This is a genomic window from Chromobacterium sp. CCUG 76385, assembly GCF_059916625.1.
On the sequence record NZ_JAUCGU010000002.1, the window covers coordinates 200,281 to 212,142 of the forward strand.

The 11,862-nt window shown below is 63.8% G+C and carries 11 protein-coding genes and 2 pseudogenes; 9 read left to right on the forward strand and 4 right to left on the reverse strand.

From position 1 onward, the window contains the following. Nucleotides 1–7 precede the first annotated feature (7 nt). From QUG01_RS02805 to QUG01_RS02825, 5 genes are all read left to right on the forward strand, one after another. Nucleotides 8–589: a dihydrofolate reductase family protein gene (locus QUG01_RS02805; protein ID WP_500828787.1), complete on the forward strand. Its 582-nt coding sequence runs from the start codon at nucleotides 8–10 to the stop codon at nucleotides 587–589. Between the two features lie 13 nt (nucleotides 590–602). After that, nucleotides 603–1,226 (forward strand): L-threonylcarbamoyladenylate synthase, encoded by a 624-nt coding sequence (locus tag QUG01_RS02810; protein ID WP_500828788.1) that lies wholly within the window; start codon nucleotides 603–605, stop codon nucleotides 1,224–1,226. 20 nt (nucleotides 1,227–1,246) lie between these two features. After that, nucleotides 1,247–1,888, forward strand: coding sequence for a site-2 protease family protein (locus QUG01_RS02815; RefSeq protein WP_500828789.1), 642 nt, complete (start codon nucleotides 1,247–1,249; stop codon nucleotides 1,886–1,888). A gap of 58 nt (nucleotides 1,889–1,946) precedes the next feature. After that, nucleotides 1,947–2,585, forward strand: coding sequence for a site-2 protease family protein (locus tag QUG01_RS02820; protein WP_500828790.1), 639 nt, complete (start codon nucleotides 1,947–1,949; stop codon nucleotides 2,583–2,585). Nucleotides 2,586–2,660: 75 nt separating this feature from the next. Continuing rightward, on the forward strand, nucleotides 2,661–3,857 hold the full coding sequence (locus QUG01_RS02825) for a tryptophan--tRNA ligase (protein ID WP_500828791.1): 1,197 nt from the start codon (nucleotides 2,661–2,663) through the stop codon (nucleotides 3,855–3,857). A gap of 55 nt (nucleotides 3,858–3,912) precedes the next feature. Here QUG01_RS02825 and QUG01_RS02830 read toward each other — a convergent pair. The 4 genes and pseudogenes from QUG01_RS02830 to flgA form a co-directional block, all read right to left on the reverse strand. Beyond that, a pseudogene (locus tag QUG01_RS02830) lies at nucleotides 3,913–4,257 on the reverse strand (methyl-accepting chemotaxis protein); the annotation flags it as partial. Nucleotides 4,258–4,473: 216 nt separating this feature from the next. Then, nucleotides 4,474–5,238: pseudogene (locus tag QUG01_RS02835) on the reverse strand (PAS domain-containing protein); the annotation flags it as partial. Nucleotides 5,239–5,422: 184 nt separating this feature from the next. Further along, entirely contained in the window at nucleotides 5,423–8,011 is a 2,589-nt protein-coding gene (locus tag QUG01_RS02840) for a TonB-dependent receptor plug domain-containing protein (RefSeq protein WP_500828792.1), read from the reverse strand. A 384-nt stretch (nucleotides 8,012–8,395) separates the two neighbouring features. Continuing rightward, nucleotides 8,396–9,085, reverse strand: a complete 690-nt coding sequence (gene flgA, locus QUG01_RS02845) for a flagellar basal body P-ring formation chaperone FlgA (protein WP_500828793.1) — start codon at nucleotides 9,083–9,085, stop codon at nucleotides 8,396–8,398. A 124-nt stretch (nucleotides 9,086–9,209) separates the two neighbouring features. Here flgA and flgB point away from each other — a divergent pair, with 124 nt between their 5' ends. From flgB to QUG01_RS02865, 4 genes are read left to right on the forward strand one after another with little or no spacing between them, the layout of a single operon-like run. Next, nucleotides 9,210–9,566 carry a flagellar basal body rod protein FlgB gene (flgB, locus tag QUG01_RS02850; RefSeq protein ID WP_043626395.1) on the forward strand — a complete coding sequence of 119 codons (357 nt, stop codon included), beginning with the start codon at nucleotides 9,210–9,212 and terminating at the stop codon, nucleotides 9,564–9,566. A gap of 3 nt (nucleotides 9,567–9,569) precedes the next feature. Beyond that, entirely contained in the window at nucleotides 9,570–9,974 is a 405-nt protein-coding gene (gene flgC, locus QUG01_RS02855; protein ID WP_043626392.1) for a flagellar basal body rod protein FlgC, read from the forward strand. After that, a complete protein-coding gene (locus tag QUG01_RS02860) occupies nucleotides 9,971–10,660 on the forward strand; it encodes a flagellar hook capping FlgD N-terminal domain-containing protein (RefSeq protein WP_500828794.1) in 690 nt (229 codons plus the stop codon). Before flgC ends, QUG01_RS02860 begins: the two co-directional genes overlap by 4 nt. Before the next feature lie 20 nt (nucleotides 10,661–10,680). After that, nucleotides 10,681–11,862: a flagellar hook protein FlgE gene (locus QUG01_RS02865; protein WP_500828795.1), complete on the forward strand. Its 1,182-nt coding sequence runs from the start codon at nucleotides 10,681–10,683 to the stop codon at nucleotides 11,860–11,862.

The following is an 11,862-nucleotide window of genomic DNA, read 5'->3' on the forward strand; positions in this document are numbered from 1 at the left end:
GAATAAGATGCAAAACGATAATGCAGATGTGTGTTGCGTCGCGTATATGGCGGCCAGCTTAGATGGCTATATCGCTCGGAAAGATGGTGGCCTGGAGTGGCTAAACCAAGTGGCGGTGGAAGGCGAGGACTATGGCTACAGCGCTTTCATGGCGACGGTGGATGCGCTGGTGATGGGGCGCGGCACTTTTGCCAAAGTGATGGGCTTTGCCGAGTGGCCATATCCTGGCGTGAAAGTCGTGGTGGCCAGCGCCAGCTTGCGCGAGGCGGACCTGCCGGCCGCCCTGCGTGGCAAGGTGGCCTTGAGCGACGCGACCCCGGCTGAGCTGGTGGCCCAGTTGGCGGCGGATGGCGCGCGGTGCGTCTATGTGGATGGCGGACGCTTGGTCACGTCTTTTTTGGAAGCGGGGCTGTTGAGCCGCGTCATCATCAGCAGAGTGCCGGTGCTTTTGGGCGGCGGCATTCCCCTGTTTGGCAGCTTGGGGCGTGAGCTGGAATTGCAGCATCAGTCTACCCGCGCTTTTGCCAGCGGTTTGGTGCAAAGCGATTATCTGATCAATAGCAACTGCCGCGCCGACGCGCGGCTTTGAAACGACGGCGAATATGGCGCAATTTTTTGTGATTCATCCCGACAATCCGCAGGCCAGGCTGATCCGCGAGGCGGTGAAGATCCTGCGCGAAGGCGGCGTGATCGTCTATCCCACCGACTCCTGTTACGCGCTGGGCTGCATGCTGGGCGACAAGGCGGCGCTGGAGCGCATCCTGGAGATTCGCGGCGTCGACCTCAAGCAGCGCATGATGACGCTGGTGTGCCATGATCTGTCGGAACTGGCCAATTACGCCAAGGTGGACAACGGCCAGTTCCGCGTGCTGAAGTCCACCACGCCGGGCAGCTATACCTTCATCCTGCAGGCCACGCGCGAGGTGCCGCGCCGCACGCTGCATCCCAAGCGTTCAACCATAGGCCTGAGAGTGCCGGACCATGAAGTCGCGCTGGCCTTGCTGGAAGAACTGGGCGAACCCATATTGTCCTGTACGCTGCTGCTGCCGGGCGACGCCGAACCGCTGTCCGACCCTTACGAAATCCGCGAGCGGCTGGAGCATGCGGTGGACGCGGTGATAGACGGCGGCTGGTGCGGCACCGAGCCGACCACCGTGATAGACATGACCGACGGCATGGAGCTGGTGCGCCAGGGCAAGGGTCCGCTAGCGCCGTTTGGTCTGTAACCCCATTGCAATAGGAAATCATGCAGTCCCTTTCCCTGATTCAACAACTGGCGGTGTCCATTCTTCCCATCCTGTTCGCCATTACCATACCGGCCGGCGCGCAGGCCTTCATGGCGGATTATCTGGGCGACCGCACCGCCTACATGACCGGCCGCCGCACGTTCAGCCCGCTGGCTCACATTGACCCGATTGGCTCCATCGCGTTGCCGCTGGCTGGCGTGGCCATGGGCGGCTTCATCATCGGCTGGCCCAAGTCGTTGCAATTCAATCCCGGCGCCATGCGCAAGCCGCGCAGCGCGCTGGCCAAAGTGGCGCTAGTGACGCCGCTGGCCAATCTGGTGATGGCGTTGCTGTGGGCCGGGGTGGCGGTGGCCGCCAATCATCTGTCGGTCTACTTCGGCGAGCCGCTGCAACTGATGGCGCTGATAGGCATCAAGGTCAATGTGGCCTTGATGATCTTCACCTTGATTCCGTTGCCGCCGCTGCCCGGCGGCATCATTATGCAGGCCTTGTTGCCGGCGCGCGCCGCCTGGCAGTTCTCCAAGGTGGAGCGCTACAGCTTCTGGATACTGCTGCTGTTGATGTTCAGCGGCATTCTGGGCAAGGTGCTGTTGCCGCTGGTGCAGGCCATCGTATTGCTGATTGTCGGCGCGGTGCTCTGAGCGCCGTTAAGCAAATGAACAGGCCGCGCACACGCGGCCGGATAGACAAGGAGTGGGGATGGATCTCGACCTGATGGTGCAGCGTGTCGCCATTTATGCCTTGCCGGTGCTGCTGGCGATCACCATGCATGAGGCGGCGCACGCGTATGCGGCTCGCCGTTTTGGCGACAGCACGGCTTATATGATGGGCCGGATGACGCTGAACCCGCTGAAACACATCGACCCGGTGGGCACGGTGCTGCTGCCGCTGTTGACCTTGTGGATGGGCGGTTTCGTGTTTGGCTGGGCCAAGCCAGTGCCGGTTAACTTCGGCGCGCTGCGCAAGCCGCGCCAGCACAGCCGCTGGGTGGCCGCCGCCGGGCCGGCCGCCAACTTCGCCATGACCATAGGCTGGACGCTGTTGCTGAAGCTGGCGCTGCATACCGACAATGCCTACACCGAGCCGCTGATGCTGATGAGCAAGGCCGGCATCGCCATCAATATCTCGCTGATGCTGCTGAACCTGCTGCCGATTCTGCCGCTGGACGGCGGCCGCATCGTCGAAAGCCTGCTGCCGCCGGGCACGGCCTGGAAGTATTCCCAGACCGAGCGCTACGGCATGTGGATACTGCTGTTGCTGATCGCCACCGGTTTGCTGGGCACCATCCTGCAACCGTTTTACCAGTTGATGTATCATCTGCTGCAACTGTTTTTCTAGAACCCTGCGCGGGCCAGGCCGCCGGATGCTGCCGGCGGCTTTTGCTTTCCCGCGGCCTATCGAGAGCACAATAATATGTCCGCCAACCGCATCCTTTCCGGCATGCGCCCCACCGGCAGCCTGCACCTTGGCCACTACCATGGCGTGATCAAGAACTGGGTGGAACTGCAGCATCATCACGAATGCTTCTTCATGGTGGCCGACTGGCACGCGCTGACGACCAATTTCGACGACGTCTCCATCATCGGCAAGTCGATCAACGAAATGGTGATCGACTGGCTGGCTTCCGGCGTCGATCCGGAACAGGCCACCATCTTCGTGCAGTCCAAAGTGCCGCAGCACGCCGAGCTGCACCTGGCCTTGTCCATGGTGACGCCCCTGGGCTGGCTGGAGCGGGTGCCCACCTATAAGGACCAGCTGGAGAAGCTGAGCCACAAAGACCTGACCACTTACGGCTTCCTCGGCTACCCGCTGCTGCAGGCGGCGGACATCCTGGTATACAAGGCCGGCATGGTGCCGGTGGGCGAGGATCAGGTGCCGCACATCGAGCTGACGCGCGAAGTGGCGCGCCGCTTCAACCACATGTTCGGCCGCGAACCCAATTTCGACGAGCTGGCCCGCGCCGCCGTCAAGAAAATCGGCAAGAGCGGCAAGCTGTTCGAGCAGCTGCGCAACCGCTATCTGCAGGACGGCGAAGTGGAAGCCCTGGCGCAGGCGCGCGACATCCTGGCCGCCAGCCAGAACCTGGGCAACGCCGATCGCGAACGCTTGTTCGGCTGGCTGGAAAACAAGGGCAAGAGCATCCTGTCCGAGTGCGAGGCCAAGCTGACCGCCGCCTCCAAGATGCCGGGTCTGGACGGCCAGAAGATGTCCAAGTCTTACGGCAACACCATCACCATGCGCGAAGCGCCGGAAACGGTGAGCAAGAAAATCCGCGGCATGCCGACCGATCCGGCGCGCGTGCGCCGCACCGATCCGGGCACCCCGTCCAAATGCCCGGTGTGGCAGCTGCACGAGGTGTACAGCGACGGCGCAACCAAGGAATGGGTCAAGGCCGGCTGTACCAGCGCCGGCATCGGCTGTCTGGACTGCAAGCAGCCGGTGATCGACGCCGTGGTGCGCGAGCAGCAGCCGATGTTCGAGCGCGCCGAGAAGTACCTGGCCAATCCCAAGCTGGTCACGGAAATCCTGGCCGACGGCAATGCCCGCGCCGAAAAGGTGGCGCGCGAGACCATGGGCGAGGTCCGCGCGGCGATGGGCTTGGGCTACTGAGCCGGCGGCTCTGGTCGTGATGCCGGTTGGCGCCGTCCGCTGGACGGCGCCCGGCTCAGTTTTGTTGCAGCAGTTCCGACACCTCGCGCACGACTTGCACCACATCGCGCGCGCCGCTGCGGATTTCCTGAATCGCGCCGCGCGCCTGGTCGGCCAGCTGCAGGCTGTTGTCGGCCAGCGTCTGCATCTGTTGCATCGCTTCGATCGCCGAGCGCGAGTCGTCCTGAATGCTCTTGACGATGCCGGAAATCTCCCCGGTGGACTGGCTGGTGCGTTCCGCCAATTTTCTCACTTCATCCGCCACCACGGCGAAACCGCGGCCCATCTCGCCGGCGCGCGCCGCCTCGATCGCCGCGTTCAGCGCCAAGAGATTGGTCTGGTCGGCGATGTCGCTGATGGTGTCCACGATGCTGCCGATCTGCGTGGAGCTGTCGCCCAGTTTGGCCAGGATGCCGGACGAGGTTTCCACGCTGCCGGCCACCCGGTTGATTTCGCTGGCGGCCTGCTCCAGCACCGATGAGCCTTGAATCGACAGCTGTTCGGTGTTCTGCGAGGCCTCTACCGCGCTTTGCGCGTTTTCCGCCTGTTGCCGCAGGCGCAGCATCTGCTCGCTGATGTCGCTGGCGAACTTCACCACCCGCACCGGCCGACCGTCCGGGTCCAGCACCGGGTTGTAGGTGGCCTGCAGCCACACCGTCTCGCCGTTCTTGCGCAGGCGGCGGAACTGCCCCTCCATAAAACGCCCCTGCCTGAGCTGTTGCCAGAGTTTCCCGTATTCCGGGCTGGCGGCGTACGTTGCCTCGCACAGCATGCGGTGGTGTTTGCCTATCAGCTCGCCGCGCCCATAGCCGAATACCTTCAGAAAGTTATCGTTGGCGTCGAGGATATTGCCATCCAGATCGAATTCAATGCGCGCCATCGAGTGGTCTATCGCCTGGCGCAAGGCCAGACTGTCCTGCTCCGCGCGGACCTGGGCCGTGATGTCGACCGCCACTTTGATCACGCCGGTAACCCGCCCGGATTGATCGCGAATCGACGAGTAATTGGCTTCCAGCCAAACTTCCGAACCATCCTTGCGCAGCCGCAGAATGCGGCCGGATTGAAATTCGCCATGCCCCAGCTTTTGCCAGAACTCCCGATAAGCCGGACTGGCCGCGTACGCCTGGGGGCAAAAGATGCGGTGGTGCTGGCCGGCGATGTCCTGCATCTGGTAACCCATCGCCCGCAGAAAGTGTTCGTTGGCATGGCGGATGGTGCCATCGACGGAGAATTCGATCACCGCCATCGAGCGATCGATGGCCGCGAGCCGGCCGCGGGCTTGCTCAAGCTCCAGGCGGACGGCGTCGAGTTCGCGGGAGAGGCCGCGGTTGAAAAGTGACATGGCGTGTTCCTTGAGAAAACCATCAAACCTACGCGCCGTGCCCGGCGAAGGATGGATTTGGACATGACTGCATAGTCAATACTAGTAGAAATACTGATCGTTATTATGGGCCATGCCATGGAAAAAGCGCCCGGTTGCGGCGGGCGCTTCTGATCGGGATGGACGGCCGATAGGCAAGCGAGAGTCAGTCCAGTTTGTATTGCGCGCCCAGTATGAAAGTGCGGCCGGTAGGGTCGTACTGGCTGGAGTCGAAATAGACGTCGCTGTGGGCATCCCAGGGCGGGCGTTTGTTGGTCAGGTTTTCCACCGCGGCGGTCAGCGTCAGCCGTTTGAAGCCCTTGTAGCTGGCGCTGAGGTTGAAGGTGTCGGAACCCTTGACCCAGGCCTGATCATTGTCGTCGTCGCGAGTGGCCTGGGTATAGCCATTGGTATGGAACCAGGTCAGCGTGCCGCTCCAGTCGCGGGCCTCCCAGTTGGCCGAGGTCTGGCCCTTCCAGCGCGGCAGCGCGCCGTGGACATTGCTGCCGGCGCCCTCTATCTGCGGGCCGTTTTGCTGCAGCGGCTTGCTGAACGACAGCAGCCGGGTCCATTGCGCGGCCAGCGTCAGCTTGCCGGGCGCGAATTTCCAGCTTTGCGACAGCTCCAGGTCAAAGCCGGAAGTGCTTTGCGAACTCAGATTGATGAATTTCTGGGAGATCGATTGCAAGCGGCCCTGGCTGTCGCGCACCACTTGGCCAGGATAGGCCTGCGGATTGCGGATCAGCGTTTCGGGGTCTTCCAGCCCGATGACGTCTTTCTGGCGGATGCGATAGTAATCGACGCCTATGCTGGTGCTGGCGGTGGGGGAGAACACAAAGCCCAGGTTCAGGTTGTTCGAGCGCTCCGGCTGGATGGCCGGATTGGCCACCACCAGGTGGGTGAACGATACCGAGCGCCCCGGCGTCACCGGGTCGAACGGATCCTGGGCGCTGCTGTAGCTGACTGCGGTGCTCTGGGTGATTTCCGGCAGCGAGGGCGCGCGGAAGCCCTTGGACACCGAGCCGCGCAGCGTCAAGCTTTCCAACGGCTGATAGCGCAGGCCCAGCTTGGGCGAGAAGGCGTTGCCGAAATCGCTGTAGTGGTCGGCGCGGGCGGCGGCGCTCAGCGACAGGTTCTTCAGCAGCGGCACGTTCAGTTCCGAGTACGCCGCCTGGATCAGCCGCGAGCCGTCGATCAGGTCCAGCGCCGGACGCAGCTCGGTGCCGCTCAGCACTTGCCAGGAGGTGCCGGCGTTCATGACTTCGCGCCGCAGCTGGTAGCCGGCGGCGAAGCCGATCGGTCCCGCCGGCAGCCGGCCAAGTTCGGTGCTGGCGGTGGCGTCCAGGCTCATCACCCGGTAGTAAGCCGGGCGCAAGGTGTTGATGCGCAGGCTGTCCTTGACCGCCTCGCTGTTTTTAGAGGGATCGGTGAAGCTGTAGCCGCCGTTCTGCAGCAGGACTTCATAGGCGTAGCGGTTGACGAAGTTGTAGGCGTATTCACGCAGCCGGCTGTCGGAATACAGGCCGGAGATGTCCCAGTCCCACTTGTCGCCGCTGCCCTTGACGCCGGCCAGCAGGCGGCGGAACGAGGTGCTGTCGGTCTTGTCGCGTTCGCCCTGCCCGAACAGCACGGTGCTGAACGGCGTCGGCGCGGCGTTGGGATTGTCGGGATGGCCGACCGGCAGCGTGGTGCTGATCGGCACCAGTTTCTGATTGGCGGCGTCCCAGGCGCGCAGCGAGCTGGTGAGCGATAGCGGGCCGGCGAAGATGGCGCTGGCGTGGCTGGCGCCGTACAGGAATTCGGCATAGGCCTCGGCGGTGGCGTTCAGCCTGTAGCTGCCGTGCAGGGCGGCGTGATAGCGCTCGATGGCCGGCATCAGCGTGGTGTACTGCGCCGGGTTGTAGGCCCAGACGCGGCCGCTTTTTTCCGGGTTCAGGGTCGAGTAGTCGGTATCCTGCAGCGGGCCGACGGCCTTGGGGAAGCGATTGGTCGGGTCGGATCCATAGTAGTTGGTGACCGCCCGGTTCAGCGAGCCGCCGGGCAGGCCGCGAAAATCGTTGTCCTTCAGCCAGGAAACGTCGGTCTGGTCCAGGCGGCCGCGCTTTTGCGAATCGAAAGCGAACCAGACGTTGTAGCCGTCTTGCTCCAGATCGCCCTTGCCGGCCAGCAGATTGAACTTTTGCTGATTCTGGCCGGTGCTGCTGTCGCGGCTGAACTCCACGCCGGCCTCGGCGCCCTGGTAGTCGGGGTAGAGGATGATGTTGACCACGCCGGCGATGGCGTCCGATCCGTAAATGGCCGAGGCGCCGTCCTTCAGAATCTCGATGCGCTTGACGGCCTTCAGCGGCAGCGCATTCAAGTCGACAAAGGTTTCCTGCAATTCCTGCGCGGTGGCGTAATTGGAAACCCGCTTGCCGTTGACCAGCACCAAGGTGTTGCGCTGCCCCAGGCCGCGCAGCGAAACGCCGGCGGTGCCGGCGGAGAAACTGCCGGTGACTTGCTCGTTGAAGCTGTTGCCGCTGTTCACCGCCAGCGATCTCAGCACGTCCGGCAGGTCGGCTTTGCCGCTTTTGGCGATGTCGGCGGAGGTGATCACCTGAACCGGATTGGCCTTGGCTTTGACGCTGGCGCGGATGTTGCTGCCAGTGATGGTGACGCGCTCCAGGGTGTTGTCGGGCGCGGATGAGTCGGCGGCGAGGGCGGAAAAAGGCAAAGCGGCGCCCAGCCCGGCCAGCAGCAGGGTGTGTTTCATCATGGATGGCTTTCTTTGTTATCGGTTTGCGGTATGCGGGTGCGCCTGTCCGGCGAGTCTTGCCGTCAGCCGGACAGGCGGCGACAGCGGAAAACGGGGAAGGAAGTCGGCGAAATGGAAGGCATTTTTGGATACAAAATACATAATCTGATATGCAAAATGTATCAATGCGAAGTGGGTATGTGAAATGAAAGATTGCGCTTAGCTAATCACGGAGACGGGATAGGGCATGAGGCTGGCTGGTGGCATGCGTTCGATGTCAGGAGAGCGGTTGAAGCTGCTTGGGGCGGCGCCCACGCAGGGCAAGGGGGCGCCTGCGCGCGATCTGTCGCCCTGCGCGTGTTGTTGACAATAAACAGCGCGGGCTGCGCCGCGCTCAGGCGCGCCTCACTCCACCGGGTTGACCTCGCCGTCCGCGCTGACGCGGGCCTGGATGGTCTTGCCGCTGCTGAGGTTGCGCACCGGGATGGTCTCGCCTTGGCGGCCGTTGGCCAGCGCCTCGCCGGCCACAGTCACTTCGATGCCGTCCTGCCGCGCCACGATGCGCAGGCCGGCGCCGCGTTTCACTAGCTGCGGCGCCTGCAATTGCCGGCGTCGCAGCGGCTGGCCGGCGCTGAGCGCCGAGCGGACCTGCAGGCCTTGCGGCGGCGCGGCGCGGCCGAACAGGTCGGCGGGGTCGGCAATCGGGCGTTCTTCCCAAGCGATGTCTTCAGCTTGCAGCATTTCGCCGGCGCGCAGGTCGCGGGCGGCCACGGCGACGCGCGCCGAAACCGCGGCGCGGACGATGACATTGCCGCGCCAGCCCATGCCCGGGCAGGCCAGGGTGAAGCGCATGCGGCTGAAGGCGCGCGTATCGGCGGCCTCTGCCTGCCAGGGCGCGGGGCAGGCGGGCGCGTCGCGCGGCGGCAGCAATTGCAACTGCGCGCTGCTGGCCTCCAGGCCAGCCTGCTGCAGGCGCTGATGAATCCGGGCTTCCGCCTGTTGGCGCACGGCGGCGTCCGGCCCCGCGGCGGCCTGTATGGTTTGAGGCAGGGCGAGGGCGAGCAGCGTCAAGGCTTGAGTCGTGAATTTTGCCATTCGGAATTGCTTGGTAATTGTTGCGTATACGATGCTGGATTCACTTATTAGTATCGCTTTCCAATTAAAGGGCTATTTGTAGCGAATAGCTTGAACATGGTAGTGAACTGATAGGGTCAAGGCAATGGGCTTACATCTGGACAAGGCCCTGAGCATCCATCCCGAGGCCTTGCGGCTGCGGGCGGAGCGGACCCGGGTGCTGGCGTCCAATATCGCCAACGAGAACACCCCGGGTTATCAGGCGCGCGATATCGATTTCAAGGCGGCGCTGGCATCGGCCGGCGCCGACTCGCCATTGGCGCTGGACGACGGCGGCGATCTGCTGTACCGGCTGCCCAATCACCCGTCCCGCGACGGCAACACCGTCGAGCTGGGCGTGGAGCAGGCCGAATTCTCCCAAAACGTTTCCGAATTCCAGACCAGCCTCACCTTCATCAATATGAAGCTGCACGGGCTGGCCAAAGTCATTGCGGGGCAATAAGCCATGTCATTTCGCGATATCTCGCGCATTGCCGGCTCGGCGATGACCGCGCAAACGGTGCGCCTGAATACGGTGGCCAGCAATCTGGCCAACGCCGATGCCGCTGCCGGCAACGAGCAGGCGGCCTACCACGGCCGCAAGCCGGTGTTCTCCAGCCAGATGATGGGCGAGGGCGTCGGCGTGCAGGTGCTGGATGTGGTGCATAACCCGGAGCCGGTGCGCAAGGCCCACGAGCCGGGCAATCCGCTGGCCGACGCCGACGGCAATGTCTACTACAGCAACGTCAACTCGGTAGAGGAAATGACCGACATGCTGTCCGCCAGCCGGGCGTTCCAGACCAATGTCGAAGTGCTGGCGCGAGTGAAAACCATGCAGCAGGACCTGCTGAAACTGGGAGACAACGCATGAGCGTGGATCAGACGCAGTCGTCGCAACAGTCCTCGGGCGGCCAGTCCTCGTCCGCCGCGCCGAAAGTGGCGCCGGCCGCCGGCAAGAAGAATGATACCCAGGACATGTTCATGACCTTGTTGCTGGCGCAGATCCGCAACCAGAGTCCGCTGGACCCGGCCGATCCGTCGCAGTTTGTCAGCCAGCTGGCGCAGATGAACCAAGTGCAGTCGACTCAGGACATGGTCAAGCTGCTGCAAAGCCAGAGCGGCATGCTGCGCGAGCTGCAAGGCCTGGCGCTGGGCGCGCAGGTGGGCAAGCCGGTGCTGGTGCAGACCGACCGCTTCCGCAGCGACGGCCAGACCGCGCTGTCCGGCCGGCTGACCCTGTCCGGCGCGGAGGAGGCCAATACTTTGATCCTGACCGACGCCGCCGGCCAGCGCACCCGCATCGAGCTGGGCAAGCGCGCCGCCGGCGCCAGCGAATTCCAGATCAAGCTGGCCGATCATGGCCTGGCGGCCGGCGATTATCAGCTGGAGCTGGCCACCGCTTCCGGCAGCGCCGGCTTGCTGGAACTGAAGGCCAACGTCAACGGCGTGCGCCTGCCGGTCAACGGCGGCGAGCCGGTATTGTCGCTGGCCGGCTTGGGAGAGTTCCCGTCGTCCTCCGTTTCCGCGCTGCTGGGTCTGCCCGGCGCTTCCGCTTAAAGTCCCGTTCGGAGAGTTCCATGAGTTTCGAAATCGCCCTGTCCGGCATCCACGCCGTCAACGATCAACTCGGCAGCATCAGCGACAATATCGCCAACTCCGCCACTTACGGCTTCAAGTCCGGCCGCGTGACCTTCGCCTCCGCCTATGCCGGCAGCCAGGCCATGGGCGTCAACAGCCGCGGCAACAGCCAGAACATCGGCCGCAACGGCGGCCTGGTGAATACGGGCCGCACGCTGGACGCCGCCATCGACGGCCGCGGTTTCTTCGTCTCAAAGAGCACGGCCGGCACGGTCAGCTATAGCCGCGTCGGCATCTTCGATACCGACAAGGACGGCTATCTGATCGACGCCAACAAGGGCCGCATCCAGGGCTATGCCAAGGCGGACAGCGGCGCGCTGGGCGCCTTGGGCGACATCCAGATTCCCACAGGCAATATCCCGGCCAAGCCGAGCGACGCCTTGCAGTACACCGGCAATATGTCGGCCGGCTGGACGACGCAGACCATCCCATTCGACAAGGGCAATACCCAAAGCTTCAACCACTCCAGCGTGTCCACCGTCTACGACTCCCTGGGCAACAAGCACAACCTGACCCAGTACTTCTGCAAGAGCGCGGACAGCACCGTCACCGTCCACTACGCGCTGGACGGCCAGGCTTTGGGCGCCACCACCAATCTGCAGTTCGACAGCAACGGCAAGCTGACCCAGCCGGCCGCCGCGGTGGCGCTGGACCTGGGCACGCCGGCCGGCGCCTCGCCGCTGAAGCTGGCCGTCGATTACACCGGCACCACCCAGTTTGCCGGCGAAGCCAGCACCAGCCGCAACGCCGCCACCGGCTATCCGCCGGGCGCGCGCACCGGCGTCAGCCTGGGCGAACACGGCGAGGTGATCGTCAGCTACAGCAATGACCAGAAGCAAGTGATCGCGCAACTGGCCATCGCCAATTTCGCCAACGAGAACGCGCTGGCCGCTTCGTCGCAGACCAGCTGGCAGGAAACCACCGAATCCGGCGCGGCCCTGCTGTCCACCGCCGGCAGCAGCATGGCCGGCAAGCTGGCCACCAGCTCGCTGGAGCAATCCAATGTCGACGTCACCTCGGAGCTGGTGACGCTGATGACCGCGCAACGCAACTATCAAGCCAACACCAAGGTGATCTCGACCGAGAACCAGGTGATGCAGGCTTTGATGCAGGCGGTGTAA